Annotated in this window: 22 protein-coding genes and 1 tRNA gene; 14 read left to right on the forward strand and 9 right to left on the reverse strand. The window is 57.3% G+C overall.

What is annotated here, in order from left to right:
* Positions 1 to 24 precede the first annotated feature (24 nt).
* Positions 25 to 2,427: a TonB-dependent siderophore receptor gene (locus ACM6IO_RS12720; RefSeq protein WP_414911571.1), complete on the forward strand. Its 2,403-nt coding sequence runs from the start codon at positions 25 to 27 to the stop codon at positions 2,425 to 2,427.
* 53 nt (positions 2,428 to 2,480) lie between these two features.
* Here ACM6IO_RS12720 and ACM6IO_RS12725 read toward each other — a convergent pair whose 3' ends face one another.
* On the reverse strand, positions 2,481 to 3,764 hold the full coding sequence (locus ACM6IO_RS12725; protein ID WP_192226372.1) for an NAD(P)/FAD-dependent oxidoreductase: 1,284 nt from the start codon (positions 3,762 to 3,764) through the stop codon (positions 2,481 to 2,483).
* A gap of 183 nt (positions 3,765 to 3,947) precedes the next feature.
* Here ACM6IO_RS12725 and ACM6IO_RS12730 point away from each other — a divergent pair.
* Positions 3,948 to 4,024: transfer RNA gene (locus ACM6IO_RS12730), tRNA-Val, on the forward strand.
* A gap of 543 nt (positions 4,025 to 4,567) precedes the next feature.
* On the opposite strand, the gene ACM6IO_RS12735 is transcribed toward ACM6IO_RS12730, so the two are convergent.
* Positions 4,568 to 5,590 carry an acyltransferase family protein gene (locus ACM6IO_RS12735; RefSeq protein ID WP_414911572.1) on the reverse strand — a complete coding sequence of 341 codons (1,023 nt, stop codon included), beginning with the start codon at positions 5,588 to 5,590 and terminating at the stop codon, positions 4,568 to 4,570.
* A 430-nt stretch (positions 5,591 to 6,020) separates the two neighbouring features.
* Positions 6,021 to 6,968 (reverse strand): SGNH/GDSL hydrolase family protein, encoded by a 948-nt coding sequence (locus tag ACM6IO_RS12740; protein ID WP_192226376.1) that lies wholly within the window; start codon positions 6,966 to 6,968, stop codon positions 6,021 to 6,023.
* A 239-nt stretch (positions 6,969 to 7,207) separates the two neighbouring features.
* Between ACM6IO_RS12740 and ACM6IO_RS12745 the strand changes: the two genes are divergently transcribed.
* On the forward strand, positions 7,208 to 7,663 hold the full coding sequence (locus ACM6IO_RS12745) for a DUF2214 family protein (protein WP_192226585.1): 456 nt from the start codon (positions 7,208 to 7,210) through the stop codon (positions 7,661 to 7,663).
* Between the two features lie 182 nt (positions 7,664 to 7,845).
* On the opposite strand, the gene csrA is transcribed toward ACM6IO_RS12745, so the two are convergent.
* Entirely contained in the window at positions 7,846 to 8,037 is a 192-nt protein-coding gene (csrA, locus tag ACM6IO_RS12750) for a carbon storage regulator CsrA (protein WP_008028241.1), read from the reverse strand.
* Between the two features lie 250 nt (positions 8,038 to 8,287).
* On the opposite strand from csrA, the gene ACM6IO_RS12755 reads away from it, so the two are divergent.
* On the forward strand, positions 8,288 to 8,653 hold the full coding sequence (locus ACM6IO_RS12755) for an SPOR domain-containing protein (protein WP_192226378.1): 366 nt from the start codon (positions 8,288 to 8,290) through the stop codon (positions 8,651 to 8,653).
* A 98-nt stretch (positions 8,654 to 8,751) separates the two neighbouring features.
* On the opposite strand, the gene ACM6IO_RS12760 is transcribed toward ACM6IO_RS12755, so the two are convergent.
* The 3 genes from ACM6IO_RS12760 to ACM6IO_RS12770 all read right to left on the reverse strand — a co-directional run bounded on the left by ACM6IO_RS12760 (position 8,752) and on the right by ACM6IO_RS12770 (position 10,982).
* Positions 8,752 to 9,441, reverse strand: coding sequence for an endonuclease (locus tag ACM6IO_RS12760; protein WP_008028239.1), 690 nt, complete (start codon positions 9,439 to 9,441; stop codon positions 8,752 to 8,754).
* Positions 9,442 to 9,445: 4 nt separating this feature from the next.
* Positions 9,446 to 9,736 (reverse strand): DUF1654 domain-containing protein, encoded by a 291-nt coding sequence (locus ACM6IO_RS12765; protein ID WP_008037577.1) that lies wholly within the window; start codon positions 9,734 to 9,736, stop codon positions 9,446 to 9,448.
* 157 nt (positions 9,737 to 9,893) lie between these two features.
* Positions 9,894 to 10,982, reverse strand: a complete 1,089-nt coding sequence (locus tag ACM6IO_RS12770) for an asparaginase (protein ID WP_008037575.1) — start codon at positions 10,980 to 10,982, stop codon at positions 9,894 to 9,896.
* 353 nt (positions 10,983 to 11,335) lie between these two features.
* Between ACM6IO_RS12770 and ACM6IO_RS12775 the strand changes: the two genes are divergently transcribed.
* The 8 genes from ACM6IO_RS12775 to ACM6IO_RS12810 all read left to right on the forward strand — a co-directional run bounded on the left by ACM6IO_RS12775 (position 11,336) and on the right by ACM6IO_RS12810 (position 18,973).
* Complete coding sequence (locus ACM6IO_RS12775) at positions 11,336 to 11,794, forward strand: hypothetical protein (RefSeq protein WP_008037574.1); 459 nt, start codon at positions 11,336 to 11,338, stop codon at positions 11,792 to 11,794.
* Between the two features lie 186 nt (positions 11,795 to 11,980).
* Positions 11,981 to 12,934 (forward strand): sugar ABC transporter substrate-binding protein, encoded by a 954-nt coding sequence (locus ACM6IO_RS12780; RefSeq protein ID WP_414911573.1) that lies wholly within the window; start codon positions 11,981 to 11,983, stop codon positions 12,932 to 12,934.
* A gap of 56 nt (positions 12,935 to 12,990) precedes the next feature.
* On the forward strand, positions 12,991 to 14,544 hold the full coding sequence (locus ACM6IO_RS12785) for a sugar ABC transporter ATP-binding protein (RefSeq protein ID WP_414911574.1): 1,554 nt from the start codon (positions 12,991 to 12,993) through the stop codon (positions 14,542 to 14,544).
* Positions 14,541 to 15,518: an ABC transporter permease gene (locus ACM6IO_RS12790; protein WP_008028232.1), complete on the forward strand. Its 978-nt coding sequence runs from the start codon at positions 14,541 to 14,543 to the stop codon at positions 15,516 to 15,518. Before ACM6IO_RS12785 ends, ACM6IO_RS12790 begins: the two co-directional genes overlap by 4 nt.
* Positions 15,519 to 15,521: 3 nt before the next feature.
* On the forward strand, positions 15,522 to 16,541 hold the full coding sequence (locus ACM6IO_RS12795; protein ID WP_414911575.1) for a LacI family DNA-binding transcriptional regulator: 1,020 nt from the start codon (positions 15,522 to 15,524) through the stop codon (positions 16,539 to 16,541).
* A gap of 41 nt (positions 16,542 to 16,582) precedes the next feature.
* Positions 16,583 to 17,500 (forward strand): ribokinase, encoded by a 918-nt coding sequence (gene rbsK, locus ACM6IO_RS12800; protein WP_414911576.1) that lies wholly within the window; start codon positions 16,583 to 16,585, stop codon positions 17,498 to 17,500.
* Complete coding sequence (gene rbsD, locus ACM6IO_RS12805; protein WP_207285164.1) at positions 17,497 to 17,901, forward strand: D-ribose pyranase; 405 nt, start codon at positions 17,497 to 17,499, stop codon at positions 17,899 to 17,901. Before rbsK ends, rbsD begins: the two co-directional genes overlap by 4 nt.
* A gap of 43 nt (positions 17,902 to 17,944) precedes the next feature.
* Positions 17,945 to 18,973 carry a nucleoside hydrolase gene (locus ACM6IO_RS12810; protein ID WP_414911577.1) on the forward strand — a complete coding sequence of 343 codons (1,029 nt, stop codon included), beginning with the start codon at positions 17,945 to 17,947 and terminating at the stop codon, positions 18,971 to 18,973.
* A gap of 31 nt (positions 18,974 to 19,004) precedes the next feature.
* On the opposite strand, the gene ACM6IO_RS12815 is transcribed toward ACM6IO_RS12810, so the two are convergent.
* Complete coding sequence (locus tag ACM6IO_RS12815) at positions 19,005 to 19,217, reverse strand: hypothetical protein (RefSeq protein WP_008023978.1); 213 nt, start codon at positions 19,215 to 19,217, stop codon at positions 19,005 to 19,007.
* Between the two features lie 131 nt (positions 19,218 to 19,348).
* Here ACM6IO_RS12815 and ACM6IO_RS12820 point away from each other — a divergent pair, with 131 nt between their 5' ends.
* Together ACM6IO_RS12820 and ACM6IO_RS12825 are read left to right on the forward strand one after the other, a co-directional pair.
* Positions 19,349 to 19,654 (forward strand): hypothetical protein, encoded by a 306-nt coding sequence (locus ACM6IO_RS12820; RefSeq protein WP_008023976.1) that lies wholly within the window; start codon positions 19,349 to 19,351, stop codon positions 19,652 to 19,654.
* Between the two features lie 165 nt (positions 19,655 to 19,819).
* Positions 19,820 to 20,140, forward strand: coding sequence for an I78 family peptidase inhibitor (locus tag ACM6IO_RS12825; RefSeq protein WP_008037562.1), 321 nt, complete (start codon positions 19,820 to 19,822; stop codon positions 20,138 to 20,140).
* A 72-nt stretch (positions 20,141 to 20,212) separates the two neighbouring features.
* Here the strand turns inward: ACM6IO_RS12825 and ACM6IO_RS12830 are convergent, their stop codons facing one another.
* The gene (locus ACM6IO_RS12830; protein ID WP_003179963.1) at positions 20,213 to 20,425 is read right to left on the reverse strand and encodes a cold-shock protein; all 213 of its coding nucleotides are present in this window, start codon (positions 20,423 to 20,425) and stop codon (positions 20,213 to 20,215) included.
* Between the last annotated feature and the right edge of the window lie 276 nt (positions 20,426 to 20,701).

Raw genomic sequence — 20,701 nt, forward strand, 5'->3', positions numbered from 1 at the left:
GAACGAATCAAGAGAGCAAATTCAATGCCTGCACCTTGTTATCCGCGTCTGCGTCCGTTGTTGCACCTGAGCCTGTTGTTGGGCCTGAGTGCCAGTCCATTGTTCATAACCGCAAGCTGGGCCGAAGATACTGCCCGACGCAATTATCAGGTGCCTGCCGGCAGCCTGAGTGATGCGCTGACCCGTTTCGCGGGGTTGTCTGGGGTCAATCTCTCGGTTGATCCGGCGCTGGTCAGCGGTCGCAACAGTACCGGCCTGTCTGGCGATTACGCGGTCGAGGAGGGCTTTGCGCGACTGTTGCAGGGTTCCGGTCTGCAGTTGCAAGCGGTGGGCGAGCAGGCGTACATCCTGACCCCGGCGCCAGAAGGCAGCAGCCTGCAACTGGCCCCGACCTCGATTCTTGGTGCCACCGGCGGGGCGGACGGCGAGGTGTATGCTGGCGGTCAGGTTGCGCGTCGCGGCTCGCAAGGTTTGCTGGGCTCGAAAGACTTCATGGAAACGCCGTTCAGCATGACCACCTACACCAGCGAGGCGGTCAAGAACTTGCAGGCGCGTACCCTGGGCGAGCTGATCGCCAGCGATCCTTCCGTTCGCGCCACCAACCCGGCCGGTGGGCGCTATGAGCAATTCACCATTCGCGGGTTCAGCCTGTTCAACAGTGATGTCGCCTACAACGGCCTCTACGGCGTTTTGCCGACCTATACGATCGACATGGAGATGGCCGACCGCGTCGACATTCTCAAAGGCCCGAGCCAGCTCATCAACGGCATCTCGCCGCGAGGTGCCGTGGGTGGCGGGATCAACGTGGTGCCCAAACGCGCGACCGACAAGCCGATCACTTCGTTTACCGGCAACTACGCGTCCGACAGCCAGACCGGCGGTGCCGTGGATATCGGCAGGCGCTTTGGTGAAGACAACAAGTTCGGCATTCGTTTCAACGGCGTAAAACAGTCCGGCGACACCGAATGGGATCACCAGAATGTCGACCGCGAGATGGCCGTACTGGGGCTGGATTTCCGCGGTGAGCGCCTGCGACTTTCGACCGACCTGGGGCGCACCGAGCGCGATACCGACGCCCCGCAGGAGCGCGTGCAAGTTGGCGCCGCCGCACAGGTTCCGCATGCCAGCGATGTCCGCCACAACTATGCGCAGCCCTGGAGCAAGGCGAGTACCAACGACACGTTCGGCACAGTGAACGGCGAATTCGATGTCAGCGATAACGTGATGCTGTACGGCGGTGTGGGCGCGCGCGAAAGCAATCATGACTTCCTCCGTCATGCCGTTGCGGTCACCAACAACCGGGGCGACTTTAGCGTTCAACCCCGTGACTTCACCCGTGACGAAAGTGTCCGGACGGCTACTGCCGGGGTGCGCAACTGGTTCCACACCGGGCCCGTGAGCCACGAGGTCAACCTGGCTGCCAGCTATTTCTACATGGACTTTGAAAATGGCGGCGCCCGTTATGCCACGGCCAACAGCAACCTCTATAACCCGGTGGTAACGCCGACACCTGTCAGGCCCACTCGACTCGATTCGAAGGTCTACACCGAGAACCGCTTCAGCGGTCTGGCGCTGTCCGATACGCTGGGGTTCTTCGATGATCGCCTGTTGTTGACCCTCGGCGCCCGCTGGCAGCGGGTGAAGGTTGACGACTGGACGGACGATGTCAAAGGCGACACGGCCTACGATGAAGAAAAGGTTTCGCCGTCGGGCGGCGTCCTGTTCAAGGCTACCGACAAGCTGTCGCTGTACGCCAACTACATGGAAGGCTTGAGCCAGGGCAAGATCGCACCATCGACTTCGGTGAACGAGGACGAAATCTTCCCGCCGTTCATCAGCCGCCAGGTCGAGGTCGGCGCCAAATATGACGCAGGTGCGTTTGCCGTCACCGCCGCGGTGTTCCGGATCAAGCAGCCGGCCTATGAAACCAACGCCACGACCCGCGTCTTCGGTCCGAACGGCAAGCGCCAAAACGAAGGTGTGGAACTGAGTGTGTTCGGTGAGCCGCTCAAGGGTTTCCGTCTGCTCGGCGGTGTCATGTACATCGACAGCGAGTTGACTGATACCGCCAACGGCACCTTCGACGGTAACCGTGCGCCAGCGACGCCGGAATACAACGTCAACCTCGGCGCCGAGTGGGATGTGCCGACCTTGCAGGGGCTGACGCTGACCAGTCGCGGCATCTATTCCAGCTCGCAGTATCTGGACCAGTCCAACGTCAAGGAAATCGATTCGTGGGAGCGTTTTGATGTAGGCGCCCGCTACGCGTTCAAGGTCGAGGAAAAGAACATTACCTTGCGCGCCAACATCGAGAACGTGGCGGGCAAGCGTTACTGGAGTTCGGCCGGTGCTTCGGATGACAGCGAGCCGGGATTGACGCTGTCGACGCCGCGCACGTACCTGCTTTCGGCGACTGTCGATTTCTGAATCGAACCTGTGGGAGCGAGCACGCTCGCTCCCACAAAGTAGTGCGGTGTTGCTCAGTAGCCGAACTTGTCTCGCAATCCGTAGTACCAGGCGCCCAGCGCCGCAAACGGTGTGCGCAGCAATTGCCCGCCCGGGAAAGGGTAGTGCGGCAAGTCGGCAAACGCGTCAAAACGCTCAGCCTGACCGCGCAACGCTTCGGCCAACACTTTGCCCGCCAGGTGCGTGTACGTCACGCCGTGACCACTGCAACCCTGGGAGTAGTAGATGTTGTCGCCCAGGCGTCCGACCTGCGGAAGACGCGACAGGGTCAGCAGGAAATTGCCGGTCCAGGCGTAATCAATCTTCACGTCCTTGAGCTGCGGGAAAGCCTTGAGCATCTTCGGTCGGATGATCGCTTCAATATTCGCCGGGTCCCGCGCGCCGTACACCACGCCACCGCCGAAAACCAGGCGCTTGTCGCCGGTCAGACGGTAATAGTCGAGCAGGTAGTTGCAGTCTTCGACACAGTAATCCTGCGGCAACAGGCTCTTGGCCAACGCTTCGCCCAATGGCTCGGTGGTAATCACCTGCGTTCCACACGGCATCGACTTGGCTGCCAATTCCGGCACCAGATTACCGAGGTACGCGTTGCCCGCCACGATGATGAACCTGGCCCTGACCCTGCCTTGAGGCGTGTGCACTATCGGGGTTGCGCCGCGCTCGATGCGCACCGCCGGCGACTGCTCATAGATAGTGCCGCCCAACGACTCGACCGCCGCGGCTTCGCCGAGTACCAGGTTCAGCGGATGAATGTGCCCGCCGCTCATGTCGAGCATGCCGCCAACGTATTGCTCGCAGTTCACTACTTCACGAATGCGGCGTTGATCCAGCAGCTCAAGCTGCGTGTGACCAAAACGCTCCCACAGACGCTTTTGCGATTCCAGATGGCCCATCTGCTTGCCGGTGAGCGCGGCGAACACACCGCCGTCCTTCAGGTCGCACTGAATATTATATTTGGCGACCCGCTCACGAATGATCCGCCCACCCTCGAACGCCATCTGCCCCAACAACTGCGCCTGCTTGGGGCCAACGCTGCGCTCGATCACATCGATGTCGCGGCTATAACTGTTAACGATCTGGCCACCGTTACGACCCGATGCGCCGAAACCCACCTTGGCGGCTTCCAGCACCGTGACCTTGAAACCGTTTTCCAACAGAAACAGTGCAGAGGACAGGCCTGTGTAACCGGCACCGATCACACAGACATCAGTCTCTACATCACCCTGCAAGGCCGGGCGCGGCGGAACCGCATTGGCCGATGCGGCGTAGTAGGACTCTGGGTAGGGTGTGTTCGCCATCCTGCTGCCTCTGTTTAATATATTTTACGAGTGCATCGATCCTACCCGAGTTAAAAATCGACCGCCAGCCACCGCAAAATCTTCCTTGCAGCCGCGAAATTAAATATTTTGCATATTCATAGGGTTAGCTCGAAAAAAGGTGTTGACACCCCTCCGGAATTCCGTAGAATGCCGCCTCACAGCAGGCACGTAGCTCAGTTGGTTAGAGCACCACCTTGACATGGTGGGGGTCGTTGGTTCGAGTCCAATCGCGCCTACCAAACAAAATCCGCTCTGCTGGGCGGTCTAGAAGGGCTCACCGAAAGGTGGGCCCTTTTTTGTTGTCTGCGATTTGAAAAACTCCCAGCTCAGAACGCCAATTCGGCACTTGCCTCCAGGTACTCGATCTTCTTTTCGTCGTGCCCCTCCTGATAGTGCTTCGTCATCCTCTCGTTCGCATGCCCCATCAACGCCTGAATGTACTCCTGTGGGAAGCTTGCTGCTCGTACAGCCATCTGAAGTGCGGATCTCGTGAAAAGAGGGGAGGCTCGCCGGCTGGCATATGGTCGTAGGCGCGCGCCGCATCCGGGGCCTTGCTGAGCTCCTTGGTCAGGTAGTCCGGGGTTGCCGACGCCCGGTGGTCCTTTGCGTCGATCTGTTCTCGGCGCCGCGTCTTGGGCTTGTAGTGGATCAGGCGTGGCGGCACCAGTGGCGACCGCTCCGTGAGCTGGAGCAGGCCAGGCAGCCTCTGAGGCTGGAGGGGAGGGGAGGCGCACATTTTTCAGGGGTGTGCCTTGGCCGGAGATTGGTATGGATTCCTGTGGCTACGTTGGACTTGTAGCCTGTCTGGCGCTTTCCAATACCCTTTTTTTAGTAAGCTTCGAAATCGGCAACTCGATGAAGGCAAAGCTCCACCAAGAAAACACCATAATCAAAGAGCAAGTAATTATTAGTGTAAGCGTCAGGTTTAAATCAAAGTGATTTTTTGCGCTCAGCATGTACCAAATCACTATCGGATGGATGAGGTATGTGGAGTACGAAAAATCACCTAATTTCGTAAGTATTGAAAGTTTAGGAAGAAATCTTTCTTGCGATATGATCGCGATCACGATTATTGCGCTCGGAATCCCAAGCCGCATTGGGTCATGAGTGTCGGTGTCTGGCATTAATGCTACTGCTGCAATCGATATTGCTACCAGAGGAATGGCAGCCATCGGGTTGATTCGTTTAAGTAACCCAAGCTGGTAAATGATGGAGATTATTATCCCCAGCAAGAATTCATATACTATTGGGGCCCCGTAGAATAAGAACGATCCACCCATTTTTGGCAATATGTAAGTCGATATGATAACCCCGAAAAATATCGCAGGAGCTAGAAGAGCGCGGGGCAGGAAAAGAGATAAAAAGAATATCGCATAAAAAAGCACTTCGTAATTTAGCGTCCATCCTACTGTGAGGGTCGGATATATTCCTATGCCAGACGGATTTGGGGTGGGAATGAAAAAAAGACTTTTTAGCAGGGATATGCTATCGACGCCCAATAAGGGCATTATGGATGGAGCCCAGTAAATCGTCGCAGCGGTAATAAGGGTGAAAATCCAGTATGCCGGTACTATTCGAGCGGCTCTTTGTATGAAAAATTCTCCAGGTGTCAACGGTCTCTGGGAGGCAGAAGTAAAAATGACAAAGCCACTGATTACGAAAAAAATATCAACCCCGATAGATCCGTATAGCGCGATGATATTTGATACTTCATTACTTTTTCCATAACCGAAAATCTGAATGTAGTGGTGGAATACTACAATCCATGCGGCGAGAGCTCTAAGAATCTGAACTGAATTTAGCATTACGATTTCATTCGAAAAAATTGAGTATACCGATAAGCGATCAAGTCCGCCTCTTCTCTGGTGGTCCCCCACGCTCAATCGTCTGCTGCGGACGCCTGGGCTGCTGGAACAGACCGAGTGGGCGGCGAAGTCGGCGGCGCGGTTCTGGAATTCGAGAAGCCGGAACGTGCCGGCCGATGCCGGAATTTGAGGCGCAGCGGCGAACGAAGCCGGGGAGCGCGAAAAAGGAACAATCCCTCAACAGTCAATCAACAAAGCGATTCAAGATGGTGTCTAGTCCTGAATAAGGTTTACACCTGTTTCAGGGCTGGACACTGCGATTTGCAAAGCCCTCGCCGCGCTACATCATCAGGTCGGCTCTAGCCTTCATGTAAGCCGTGGGCTTACATTTGTCGGAAGACCAAAAGCCAGGACCTGGAGCCGCCGATGGTTACTGAGCGACTTGATTAAAAGTTTTTCGGATGTCGGTGCCGAGTATTTCGGTGATCTTTTGATAGCCTTCAAAGTTCGGATGGACTGCGTTATCCCAGAAATAGCTTTGGCTGTTTGGAAGCTTCCTGAACTCGGAGCCCAAGTCGATTATTTTGCAGTCGCATCCCTCGCCATTCCACGCAAGTAACAATCTGTTCACTTCTTCATTGTGTGCATCATGTTCGTCAAGCCGAGGAAGCAGGGTAGAGATGATGACCTGTCCGCCTTTTTCGTTCAGTGCCTTCGCAATCTCTTTCAGGTTTTCAATCGTTTTCGGTGGCGCCCAAAAATTCCAATCGTTTGTTCCTGCAAGCACAAAGTAATAATCGGATGGTTTGATTTTGTCCAGGCGGTCAATGACTTGCTGGGTATTGTTGCCCCCTTCACCGGCATGTCCATAACCAACCACATCGGTGTGAGGCCCTACAAACTGCACTCCAGGCAACTCTGGGGCGAGTAGGCAACGGAAATAACGGCCGTAGCTCCACCAGGTAATCGAGTCGCCTACCATCGTCAGGGTTTTAGCGTTTTTCACGGGTTCTGTTTTAAGGGCGTAAAACTCGTAGATCCCGGTTTTTTTCGGAGCTTTTCCGGATTCCCACTCAACGTTCCCGACATAAGAAACTCCGTCAATCAGGAAGGCCTCACCCACACGGAATCTCGCAGATGATTTGCCGGAATCCATTTCATAAAGAGTGTCAAAGTCGAACACTGCATTCTTGCCAGTGATGTCGCCGGTCTCCGGCGAGAATTTGATCGCGTCGGATTTCAGCCTTTTCGTCTCAAAAGACCCAATCAGGGTTTTCCCGACGATGGTCGTGGGTTGCATCTCGCAGGCTGCTTGCGCTGTAGAGGCGCACAGCATGAGGAAAAATATTATTTTGCGCATTGGAGCGATCAGATTCATGCCGAATGATGAGCGGGAGTCTACAAGGAGAATGATCGGGTGTCTGTCACATGGCCATCATTGCAAACAGGCGCAGCGCCGGCCTGAGTGAGGATCTTCTTTGCACCTGCTTGCAGCTCGCGAATGACTTTGTTTTCTGTTCTTCGTTTGCGTCTCCCGCGTGGGGGAGGGGGCAATCCCCGATTTTATGGGCTACTACTGACAGGCTGATCCAACTCAAACCTGACTGGAGTATCTCGATGCTTGCCCACTGGTTTTTTGCGGCGATTCATCTCTTGGCTTACGCCCTGGGTTTCTGGGCCGTACTGACCCGCGGCAGCGCTTTTCGGCGGTTGGCCGCGGGGCTGGGTGAGGCGCGCAGCGTCTTGATTGCAGATAATCTGTGGGGCATTTCAGCGGTCATTCTGCTGGTCACCGGTGGGATGCGAGCCTTTGCCGGGTACGAAAAGGGCACTGACTACTATCTTCACCAGCCATTGTTTCATCTGAAGATGACACTTTTCGTACTGATTCTGCTACTTGAAATCGCGCCGATGATCACCCTGATCAAATGGCGGATTGCGCAGGCGCGTGGCGCAGCCATTGATGCCAGTCGTGCGAAGCTGTTCGCGCGGATCAGTCATATCGAAGCGCTGCTGGTGATGTTGATGGTCGTGGCGGCCACGGGCATGGCGCGGGGAGTGACGTTTGGCTAGCCGGGTACGAATGCATACTTCCCCAGGCTTAATCCGAAACGTCCGACAGCCATGACGTGAGACATGCCGGTAGTATCGGCTTCACGTTCGGGGGTGGGGGATGCAGGAGTGATCGCTGTGCGTGAATCTTTAGCCAGCCGTGGTTCGGGGACGAACAGGCTGGCTACTGACTGCAGCAGGATTCAGGATTGCGGCTTGTCCGGGGCGGTCAGGCCTGCCTGAATGCGCTGATAGATTTCTTCGCGGTGTACCGCAACGTCTTTCGGGGCGTTGATGCCAATTCTGACTTGCTGGCCGCTTACGCCCAGAATGGTGATCGTAATGTCATCGCCAATATTTATGCTTTCACCGACTTTGCGGGTGAGTATCAGCATGGTCTTCTCCTTGATTGCTTTGTAGGGCACCTGATTCGGACAGTGCAGAGGTCGGTGGTATCTATAGATTAGTGCGAAGTTTCACGGTTTGGGTGCCTCTTTCTGACGCGCAGATGCTGCATTGATTCCCAAGGCGTAACTATACAGAGGCCGCTTCCATGATTCTCGTTGTTTTGCGCCCATTTTGCGGCACTCGAGAAGTATTCATGGGTGTTAAAATCTCCGCTTTCAGCATTCAGAGGGAAGCGTTGTGCGCAAAATGGCTTTGGTAATCGCAGTACTGGCATTGGCGGGATGCGGTGAGGATAAGCGCGCTGATGCGCCAAAGCCGCAGCCAGCCGTGGCGGCAGCGCCAACGGCGGTATCTGCGCCGCAGTGGGATCTGGAAGTGCGAGGTGAAATAACCCAGGCTGTCAGCGACCTGAGTGGCTGGCTGATCGAGCACAGTTTCGTTTCCAGCGTGGTCAAGGAAAATGGCAAGACCCGCATCCTGATGGGGCCATTCAATTCCAAAGCCGAAGCTGAAGCCAAGCAGGAAGAAGTGCGTGCGGCGCTGACCCGGGCGAAAAAACAGAACATCGAACTGCTGGTCATCGAGCATCCGGTGACTCAGTAAGGCGTCATCGGTCGCCCAAGCGCCTAGGCGCCCACACGATTGAAAACGAAAAAGGCCTGGGGCATTCAACCCCAGGCCTTTTTGTTTTCAACAAGCGCTTAACCGCACGCTTTCATGTCCACCGGCCCGACAAACTCGTTGCCGCGCCCCATCACGCACGCCACGCTCTGATTGCGCTGACGTTCCCAGGCTTGTACCGGATAGGTTTTGTTCCATGCTTCGTACAGTTGCCGATCCTGTTTCGACAGGCGCAAACCGTACTGCTTGCTCATGTAAAAGTACGTCCGGGCGATCATTCCGCGAATGGAAGGGCGGGGCATGACCTTTTTTGCCTTGAAGTCGACCTGGGTCAGGCACGAACCGTATTGACCCGATTGCTCCGGCAACCAGCCAAAACTGAAATTGCTGCGATCGCCATTCACCTCGCCGATGCTCGGCACCAGATTATGCAAGTCGGCCTCGGCCTTCTGGTAGGTCGGGTCGTAGCGCGTGCAGTTCTTGCGTCCGCCTTCCTGCCAGCACTGACGCTGATGGCCGATCTGCCAGGCGGGGACGATGTGTTCCCACTCGATGCGTGAAGCGCGCTTGGCATTTTTGCGTGGCACATAACCGCAGGCCGACAGGTCCACCTTGTTGCCGGTGTATTTACAGCCGCAATAGAACTCGGTGGATTGCGGGGCGTACAGCTTCCAGGCGACTTTCTTGGCTTCGTTGAAGGTGCGCGGGGCGTCAGCTTGCGCGCCCATCGCGAAGAGCAAAAACAGCAAAGCAAAAAAACGGACACTCATTGACTCAATCTTCCTTCGGCACAACCCAGAAAATCTGCACACCGCCATCGTCGCGGTAGGCGAGGGTGACGTTGTCGTTTTCGTCGATTTCTTCGAGTAGTTGCTCCCACTCATCCACTGGCTCGTCCGGAAGTCGGAAGATCAGGGCCGCCTTGGCTTTCTGGGCGGTGGGGGAGTTGATGATTTTCTGAACGCGCATACCCATGCGTACATAGGCATCAGGAGAGGCAGAGGTGGTGGCCACGGAATTGTCCTTATTAAGCTGTACGTGCATACAGTATTTAACTGTAGGCATTTTCGCAACTGCTTAAAATTCAAGAAAATCCTCTGACAGCAGTTTTTCCCGATTGGTGTAGGACGAAGGAGATTTTTTTATCAGATAGGAGGCCACTCGCCGCAGTGGGCGAGTGGTGAAAGCGGTGCCCGACCGGAACCGGTCGGGCGAGGGCGAATCAGTATTCCCAGAACATCCGTTGCAGCTCTTTGCTGTCGTTGGTCTTGGTCAGCGCGACCATGGCCAGGATGCGAGCCTTCTGTGGGTTCAGGTCATGGGCCACAACCCAGTCGTACTTGTCGTCAGGTTGTTCGGCGTTACGCAATACGAAGCCACCGGCGTTGACGTGGGAGGAGCGAATGATTTGCACGCCATCCTTGCGCAGGGCTTGCAGAGCTGGGACCACGCGCGAAGACACCGAACCGTTGCCGGTGCCCGCGTGGATGATGGCTTTGGCGCCGGATTGAGCCAGCGCTTTGTAGGCGGTATCACTCACGTTGCCGTAGGAATAGGCGATTTCGACGTCAGGCAGGCTCTTGATGTTCTTGATGTCGAACTCCGAGTCCATGGTGTGACGCTTGGCCGGAAGGCGGAACCAGTAGGATTTGCCTTCGACCACCATGCCGAGAGGACCCCAGGCACTTTTAAACGCCTCGGTCTTGATGTTGATCATCTTGCTGACGTCGCGACCCGACTGGATTTCATCGTTCATGGTCACCAGTACGCCTTTGCCGCGCGCGTCTTTGCTGCCGGCTACGGCCACAGCGTTGTACAGGTTCAGCATGCCGTCTGCGGACATCGCGGTGCCTGGGCGCATGGAGCCCACGACGATGATCGGCTTGTCGGTTTTTTCCACCAGGTTCAGGAAGTAGGCAGTTTCTTCCAGGGTGTCGGTGCCGTGGGTGATGACGATGCCATCGACGTCTTTGCTGTCAGCCAGTTCGGCCACGCGGCGACCCAGTTGCAGCAGGTTGTCGTTGGTAATGCTTTCGGAGGCGATCTGCATGACCTGTTCGCCGCGAACATTGGCCAATTGGCTCAGTTCCGGAACGCCGGCGATCAACTGTTCGATGCCGACTTTCGCCGCTTGATACGTCGCGCTGTTGGCGGCGCTGGCGCCCGCGCCGGCAATGGTGCCGCCGGTGGCCAGGATCACCACGTTCGCCAGTTTCTGTTTGGTTTCGACTTCTTTCGCCTGAAGGGCTGTCGGAAGGAGTAGCAGGAGGGCCAAGGCGCCCGGAACAAAAGTCTTGAAAGCAGATGTCATTATTTTTCTCTCTAGTAGTGAGACGGTGCGGATGCAAGTTCATCTAGATGCGCCCCGGACAGATCTGAATGTCTGGGGTGAATGAGAGGGAGCAGGATCTGTACCAGTCATACCTGGAAATAAAAAATAGCTTTAACCCAATGATTTGTATCAATTATTCGGGCTGTGTTGAGCGAGGTTTAAACGTCCTGTTGTCCGGTTTTCCGAATATGTTTGTCATTTGCGTTCGGCTCTCCGAAAAGGGCTACGGCTTCTGTTGAACAGGTCTTCTTGCCAGGCGGCAAATCATTGCTAAAGAAACCCGCGCGCAGGTCGATGCCTCTTTGAAGGATCTTTTTTTTTCAGGAGTTCACATGTCGTTTTCGATAGGCTTTCCCAATGCAGGCGCAATCACCATCGGTGGCAAATCCACCGCAACGATCAAAGCCTTGAGCGAATCAACTTCCGAGGCTTCGACACTGGCGTTGGGTACCGAGGAGGAGGGTGGCGCCACCAAGGTCCGGACCGGCGGCGCGGTGATCGAAACGAAAACGGAGAGCGATAGCGAAAGCGGCAGCGACCAAAGCGTCGTGGTGAAGATGTTGCTCAAGCGTATGCAGGAGCTGCAGCAGCAACTGCGTGAACAACAGCAGCAATTGGCGGCGGCTCAAGTGGCGAATTACCCGACACCGGAAGCCAAGACCGATGTCGTCATGTCGATTCAGGGGCAAATTGCCAACACCAGCGGGGCGCTGGCGGAAGTCACAGGCAATCTGGTCAAGGAACTGGCCAAGAGCTCCGGCTCGGGCGGTGTGATCAGCACCACGGCATAAGCGGTTTTGTTACCGCAAGCACAAACCGTGTTTTTCGGCCGTTGACAAATAGCGGCAGGGTTCGCATAGTTCGGTCTACGCAAACGTTTGCGCGGCACTGCCGATGGCTTGTTCCATCGGTTTACGCGGTGAAACTTATGCCAGCGCAAGCGTTGCTCAGAATAATCATAAGATCGGAGTGAACCCATGAAGCTGCCATTTGCTGGACGTCTTCTCGCTGTCGCTATGCTGGCTGCCGCATCCGCCGCGTTGCCTGTCTCCTCGGCCTTCGCCGACACTGAAAAACCCAAAGTCGCACTGGTCATGAAATCTCTGGCCAATGAATTCTTCCTGACCATGGAAGACGGCGCCAAGGCCTACCAGAAAGATCACTCCGCCGATTTCGACCTGATCTCCAACGGCATCAAGGACGAAACGGACACTGCGGGCCAGACACGTATCGTCGAGCAAATGATTCTGGCCAAGGTCAATGCACTGGTGATCGCACCTGCTGACTCGAAGGCCATGGTCCCGGTGATCAAGAAAGCCATCGATGCCGGTATCACCGTGGTCAACATCGATAACCAGCTGGATCCAGCGGTCGTCAAAAGCAAAAACATCAATGTTCCGTTCGTAGGTCCCGACAACCGCAAGGGTGCGCGTCTGGTGGGTGAGTACCTGGCCAAGCAACTGAAGGCCGGTGACGAAGTCGGCATCATCGAAGGTGTGTCCACCACCACCAACGCCCAGGCTCGCACTGCAGGTTTCAAGGATGCGATGGAAGCGGCGCAGATCAAGGTCGTGTCCCTGCAATCCGGTGATTGGGAAATCGATAAAGGCAACAAGGTCGCCGCGTCGATCCTCAGCGAATACCCGCAAGTCAAAGCCCTGCTGGCCGGCAACGACAGCATGGCTGTCGGCGCAGTGTCTGCCGTGCGAGCGGCGGGCAAGGCCGGCAAGGTGCAAGTGGTCGGCTACGACAACATCAACGCCATCAAGCCGATGCTCAAGGATAGCCGTGTCCTGGCCACCGCTGACCAGTTCGCTGCCAGGCAAGCCGTGTTCGGCATCGAGACGGCGCTGAAGATCGTCAAGGGCGAGAAAGTCGACAGCGGCACCAACGGCGTAATCGAAACTCCGGTAGAGCTGGTTACCAAGTAGTCCTTCTGGCGACACAACGGTGCTCGCCCGTCCGGGCGAGCGCATGGAGAGTTTTTATGTCTGTTTGCGCTCCGAACGCTGTCCTCTCGGTCAGCGGTATCGGCAAGACCTACGCGCAGCCTGTCCTCACCGGTATCGACCTGACGCTGATACGCGGCGAAGTGTTGGCGCTGACCGGCGAGAACGGCGCCGGCAAAAGCACGCTGTCGAAGATCATTGGTGGATTGGTCACGCCGACCACCGGCCAGATGCAATTCCAGGGGCAGGATTACCGCCCCGGCAGCCGTACCCAGGCTGAAGACCTGGGCATTCGCATGGTCATGCAGGAACTCAATCTGTTGCCGACCCTGTCGGTGGCGGAAAACCTGTTTCTCGATAACCTGCCCAGCAACGGCGGCTGGATCAGTCGCAAGCAATTGCGCAAGGCCGCGATCGAAGCCATGGCACAGGTCGGGCTCGATGCGATCGACCCGGACACCCTCGTCGGCGAACTGGGCATCGGTCATCAACAGATGGTCGAGATCGCCCGCAACCTGATCGGCGATTGCCATGTGCTGATCCTCGACGAACCGACCGCGATGCTGACGGCCCGTGAAGTCGAAATGCTGTTCGAGCAAATCACGCGCCTGCAGGCTCGTGGCGTGTCGATCATCTATATCTCCCATCGCCTCGAAGAGCTGGCGCGGGTGGCTCAGCGCATTGCGGTGTTGCGCGACGGCAATCTGGTTTGTGTCGAGCCGATGGCCAACTACAACAGTGAGCAATTGGTGACCTTGATGGTTGGCCGTGAGCTCGGTGAACACATCGACATGGGGCCGCGCAACATCGGCGCGCCGGCGTTGACGGTCAAGGGGCTGACCCGCTCCGACAAAGTGCGCGACGTCTCCTTTGAAGTGCGCGCCGGCGAGATCTACGGGATCTCCGGTTTGATCGGGGCAGGGCGCACCGAGTTGCTACGCCTGATCTTCGGCGCCGACACGGCGGACAGCGGCACGGTTGCGCTGGGGTCGCCGGCACAGGTCGTGAGCATTCGTTCGCCGGCGGACGCGGTCGGTCATGGCATTGCCCTGATCACCGAAGACCGCAAGGGTGAGGGCTTGCTGCTGACGCAATCGATCAGCGCGAATATTGCCCTGGGTAACATGCCGGAGATTTCCCGCGGCGGGTTCGTCAACAACGGTGACGAGATGTCGCTGGCCCAGCGTCAGATCGACGTCATGCGCATCCGCAGTTCCAGCCCGACGCAATTGGTCTCGGAGCTGTCCGGCGGCAATCAGCAGAAAGTCGTGATCGGCCGTTGGCTGGAGCGCGACTGTTCGGTGTTGCTGTTCGATGAGCCGACTCGCGGCATCGACGTCGGCGCCAAATTCGACATCTATGCGCTGCTCGGTGAGCTGACTCGTCAGGGCAAGGCGCTGGTGGTGGTGTCCAGCGACCTGCGCGAATTGATGTTGATCTGCGACCGCATCGGCGTGCTGTCGGCGGGGCGCCTGATCGAGACATTCGAGCGCGACAGCTGGACCCAGGATGACTTGCTTGCCGCTGCTTTTGCCGGCTATCAAAAACGTGATGCGCTGCTCAACGAAGCAGCGCCTAGGGATCTTCCATGAAAACTGCAACATCTGCCGGTAAACGTAGTGGCAATTTTTACGGCCTCGGCACCTATCTGGGCCTGGCCGGTGCCTTGCTGGCGATGGTCGCGCTGTTCTCGGTCCTGAGCAGCCATTTTCTGTCTTACGACACGTTCAGCACCCTGGCCAACCAGATTCCGGACTTGATGGTGCTGGCGGTCGGCATGACGTTCGTGTTGATCATCGGCGGCATCGACCTGTCGGTGGGCTCGGTGCTGGCACTCGCGGCGTCGACGGTCAGCGTGGCGATTCTCGGCTGGGGCTGGAGCGTATTGCCGGCAGCATTGCTCGGTATGGCGGCGGCCGCATTGGCAGGGACGATCACCGGTTCGATCACCGTGGCGTGGCGGATTCCTTCGTTCATCGTCTCCCTCGGCGTGTTGGAAATGGCGCGTGGTGTGGCGTATCAGATGACCGGCTCGCGCACCGCCTATATCGGCGATGCCTTTGCCTGGCTGTCCAACCCGATCGCCTTCGGCATTTCGCCGTCGTTCATCATCGCCTTGCTCATCATCTTCATTGCTCAGGCCGTGTTGACCCGCACGGTGTTCGGGCGCTACCTGATCGGTATCGGCACCAACGAAGAAGCCGTGCGTCTGGCAGGGATCAATCCGAAACCCTACAAGATTCTGGTGTTCAGTCTGATGGGGCTGCTGGCCGGTATCGCCGCGCTGTTCCAGATTTCTCGCCTGGAGGCGGCGGACCCGAATGCCGGCTCCGGCCTGGAGCTGCAAGTGATTGCTGCGGTGGTCATCGGCGGCACCAGCCTGATGGGCGGGCGCGGTTCGGTCATCAGCACGTTTTTCGGGGTGTTGATCATCTCGGTACTGGCGGCCGGTTTGGCGCAGATCGGCGCAACCGAGCCGACCAAACGCATCATCACCGGCGCGGTCATCGTGGTGGCGGTGGTGCTTGATACCTATCGCAGTCAGCGCGCAAGCCGGCGGACCTGAGTCATGGCAACAATCAAGGATGTGGCAGCGCTCGCGGGGATTTCCTACACCACGGTTTCCCATGTGGTGAACAAGACCCGGCCCGTCAGCGAAGAAGTGCGGATCAAGGTCGAAGCGGCAATCAAAAGTCTCGACTACGTGCCCAGCGCCGTGGCCCGCTCATTAAAAGCCAAGACCACCGCGACTATCGGTCTGTTGGTGCCCAACAGCCTCAACCCGTACTTCGCCGAACTGGCGCGCGGCATCGAGGATTACTGCGAGCGTAATGGCTATTGCGTGATCCTCTGCAACTCCGATGACAACCCGGACAAGCAACGCAGCTACCTGCGCGTATTGCTGGAAAAGCGCATTGACGGGCTGATTGTGGCATCGGCCGGTGGGGATGCCGTGCTGGCAGAAGGTCTGGCGGGCGTGCGCACGCCGATGGTGATTGTCGACCGTGGGCTGGAAGGGGTTGATGCGGACCTGGTGCGCATCGATCACGAGTACGGCGCTTATCTGGCGACCCGCCATCTTCTGGAGTTGGGGCATCGGGACATCGCCACCATTGGCGGGCCGGCCAGTACCAGCGTCGCGCAGATGCGTCTGGCAGGTTATTGCCGCGCCTTGAAAGAGGCGGGCGTCGAAGTGCCTCGCGAACGCATGCTGGAAAGCGACTTCACCAGTACCGGCGGTTACAGCGCGGCTGCGATCCTCCTGGAAAACAATCCGCCCAGCGCTATCTTCGCCGGTAACGACATGATCGGCATCGGCGTGTTGCGCGCCGCCGCCGAGCGCAATATTCGTGTGCCGAGCGAACTGTCGGTGATTGGCTTCGACGATATCCAGATGAGCCGTTATGTCTACCCGGCGCTGACCACCGTGGGGCAGTCGATCCTGCAGCTCGGCGAGATGGCGGCCGAAGTGCTGTTGCGCAGGATCGCCACACCGGCCATGGCCACCGATCAACGGATCGTGACGCCCAGCATTGTGCTGCGCGAATCGACTGCGCCGCTGGCCGGTGTGTTTGCCCACTTCCGTTAAACAGAAAGCACCGTTGAAATTGCATTTATGAGTAGTGATGTATGCCAGCAAAAGTAGTGGTGATAGGCAGCCTGAACATGGACCTGGTGACCCGGGCCTCCCGGCTGCCCCGTGGCGGTGAAACGCTGATTGGTGAGTCGTTTGCCACGGTCTCCGGTGGCAAGGGTGCCAATCAGGCGGTTGCTGCGGCGCGACTGGGTGCGCAAGTGTCGATGGTCGGTTGCGTGGGCAGCGACGCCTATGGCGAGGAACTGCGCGGAGCGCTGTTGGCCGACCGTATCGATTGTCAGGCGGTCAGCACCGTCGATGGTGCCAGCGGTGTGGCGTTGATCGTGGTCGATGACAACAGCCAGAACGCGATCGTGATTGTCGCCGGTGCCAATGGTGCACTGACACCGGCAGTGATTGACCGCTTCGATGCGGTGTTGCAGGCGGCGGATGTGATCATCTGTCAGCTCGAAGTGCCGGATGCCACGGTCGGTCATGCGCTCAAGCGCGGTCGTGAGCTGGGGAAAACCGTGATTCTCAACCCGGCGCCCGCCAGCCGACCGTTGCCGGCAGACTGGTATGCGGCCATCGACTATCTGATCCCTAACGAGAGCGAGGCCTCGGCCCTTAGCGGTTTGCCGGTGGATTCACTGGAAACCGCCGAAGTCGCAGCGACCCGATTGATCGCCATGGGGGCCGGCAAGGTGATCATCACCCTCGGTGCCCAAGGCTCGCTGTTTGCCAATGGCAAAAGCTTCGAACACTTTCCTGCGCCGAAGGTAAAAGCGGTCGATACCACGGCGGCGGGCGATACCTTTGTCGGCGGTTTTGCTGCTGCACTGGCCGCCGGCAAAAACGAGGCGCAAGCGATCCGTTTTGGTCAGGTCGCTGCGGCGCTGTCAGTGACCCGTGCCGGCGCGCAACCCTCGATCCCTACTTTGTCCGACGTACAGGCCTTTAAAGCACCATGAAAAAAACACCGTTGCTCAACATCGCGCTGTCGCGACTGATCGCTTCCCTGGGGCATGGCGACATGGTCGTGATTGGCGATGCCGGCCTGCCGGTTCCGCCGGGTGTCGAGCTGATCGACCTGGCCTTGACTCACGGCGTTCCGGATTTCATCAGCACGTTGAAGGTTGTGCTCAGCGAAATGCAGGTCGAAAGCCACGTCTTGGCCCTGGAAATTATGGACAAACAGCCGTCGGCGCTGGTGACGCTGGATGAGTTGAATGCCGAAGGTTCGCTGGGCCGGCGTGAGCTGCTCAGTCATGACCAATTCAAAGTCCTGAGCCGACAGGCGAGGGCGATTGTTCGTACAGGCGAATGTCAGCCGTACTGCAACGTCGTGCTGGTGGCCGGGGTCACGTTCTGATTCGTTTTCGTCTGTCTGCTTTTCCACGCACAAGGAGTGCGCTATGTACCGCTATGCTCAGAAACTGCACCATCTGCTCCGGAGTCTGCTGCTTTTGTCCCTGATTACCGCAACAAGCGCCCAGGCGGCGGACAAGATCGACTTGATCATCGACACCGACCCGGGTGCCGACGACGTGGTCGCTTTGCTGTTTGCGCTGGCGTCACCAGAAGAACTGAACATCCGCGCGTTGACCACCGTCGCCGGCAACGTACGTCTGGACAAGACCTCGCGTAATGCGCGGCTGGCCCGCGAGTGGGCGGGGCGCGAGGATGTGCCGGTTTATGCCGGTGCGCCGAAACCGCTGATGCGTACGCCGATTTATGCCGAGAACATTCATGGTAAGGAAGGCCTGTCTGGCGTCACCGTGCATGAGCCGAAGCAAGGTTTGGCAAAGGGTAATGCAGTCAATTACCTGATCGACACCTTGAAAACCGCCAAGCCCCACAGCATCACCATCGCTATGCTCGGTCCACAGACCAACCTGGCGCTGGCGTTGATCCAGGAGCCCGAAATCGTTCAGGGCATCAAGGAAGTGGTGATCATGGGCGGTTCTCACTTCAACGGTGGCAACATCACCCCGGTGGCCGAGTTCAACCTGTTCGCCGACCCGCAGGCTGCTGAAGTGGTGCTGAAAAGTGGCGTCAAACTGACCTATCTGCCATTGGACGTGACCCACAAGATCCTCACCAGCGAAGCGCGCCTGAAGCAGATCGCCGCACTGAACAACAATGCCAGCAAGCTGGTGGGCGATATTCTCAACGAGTACGTCAAAGGCGACATGGAGCACTACGGTCTTCCGGGTGGCCCGGTACATGACGCGACGGTCATTGCCTACCTGCTCAAGCCGGAGCTGTTCACCGGCCGTTCGGTCAATGTGGTGGTTGATAGCCGCGAAGGCCCGACCTTCGGTCAAACCATCGTCGACTGGTATGACGGCTTGAAAGCGCCGAAAAACGCTTTCTGGGTCGAAAGCGGTGATGCCCAGGGTTTCTTCGACCTGCTGACCCAGCGTCTGGCTCGTCTGAAGTAAGTTGCACACCCGCAGGTGCCAGCCTGCGGGGTTACTCCCTTTCGTTGTATTCAGCGCCCTTGTAGTCGGCCGGGTACTTCTCGAATACCTGCGCGATGAAGGTTTGCGCCGCTTCAGTCCCCAGCTCCTTGACCAATAGATCGATACCAATGATTGCCAACTCTTCCGGACTGCCTGGGCTGTAAGAGCTGTGGCCTTGTGGCCACTTGGCTTTGATGTCGGCGTCGATGCTTACGGTGGTCATGATGGTGCTCGTGAATTCGGGAAAGTCTGGGGGTGAGTTAAGCATTTTGCAGAGTGTTTGGCACTCCGACTTAGGCATGAGGGAAAGGCTATGCGACACTTGGGTTTTGATGATTTTTCAAGGACCGTGCTGTGCAGATTGATTTGAACTCTCCTGACGGCTTGACCCTTGAGGCGGTGCGCCAGCTGCTGGCCTCTGCCAGTGATGATGAGCACACCCAATTGCGGGTGACCAAGGGCGGCATCGCTTACATTTCATCGGGTGTCGTGGGCGGCACGGACATCGGCGGGCTGCTGTTTCGTCTGGAGACGTGGGCCAAGGGCTCGGGGTATGTGGGATTGGTCGCGGCCAGTGACGAGGTGTGGGTCATGCAGATCTTCAATGCGCTGAAAGAGAACTGGCCATCACCACCATTCGATTACATCGATATTTATTGAGCGCAGGTCATATTCAGTCACGATTGCGGGGTGAATGACCGGGAGTGCTCAGGCAAACTCGCCGCTTGTCCGGGTCGAGGGCAGGGCGTTGGCGCTGCCTGTGAAACCAAACGCCAGATTGGCGGTCGCACGATCTCAGCTTAACTATTGAAAAAAGGAGGCTTCATGCCTTGGAAGCTCGCGTCATTGGGTACTTTGTTGGCCGCTAGTCTGCTGGCAGGTTGCAGCAGCACATCTACCGAATCGGCAACAGACCCTGTCACGACGACGGATACCGGCCACAGTCGATGCGAAGCAAAGGCTGCCGAATTCACCATTGGCAAAAAGGCTTCGCCCGCGCTGCTGGAACAGGCGCGTGTTCGCGCAGGTGCGCAGAATGCCCGTATCCTCAAGCCTGACGATATGGTGACGCTGGAGTACCGCTCCGACCGCTTGAACCTGAACACCGATGCCAACCTGGTGATCACGCGCATCAACTGCGGCTGATAGCGTCCGGCTTTTGCTTCACCCATAAAAAACCCCGTCACATGGACGGGGTTTTTTTAGTGCGCCAAGAAATTACTCTGGGCGAACTTGAGCAGCTTGCATACCCTTTTGGCCTTTCTCAGCCACGAAGGAAACAGTCTGGCCTTCTTTCAGGCTTTTGAAACCGTCGCTTTCGATAGCTTTGAAGTGTACGAACAGGTCGTCACCGCCACCTTGAGGAGTGATGAAGCCGAAGCCTTTTTCATCGTTGAACCATTTAACGGTGCCGGTTTGGCGATTAGACATGGTGTATCTCCAAGAAACATATATTTTCAGTAGTACTGTGCTGCTCAGGCCAACTGGGCACACCGGGGTATCATAGTCGAAATGTTCGCTTTGGGAGCCCCCCGGACGTGCTGTTTGCCCTACAGTCGCGCTTTCTTTGTTGCCTGATGTGGCTGAAAGCCCCGATTTAAAAGGCTTTCAGCCGAAAGTAAAGACGATAAAAAAACCTGTAAAACCTGCATAAATTGTCGAAAAAGGCGGTTTTCAGATGCCTTTTGCCGGCACCAAACCCTTTTT

The organism is Pseudomonas sp. IT-P44, from assembly GCF_949768225.1.
GTDB classification, from domain to species: Bacteria; Pseudomonadota; Gammaproteobacteria; order Pseudomonadales; family Pseudomonadaceae; genus Aquipseudomonas; species Aquipseudomonas migulae.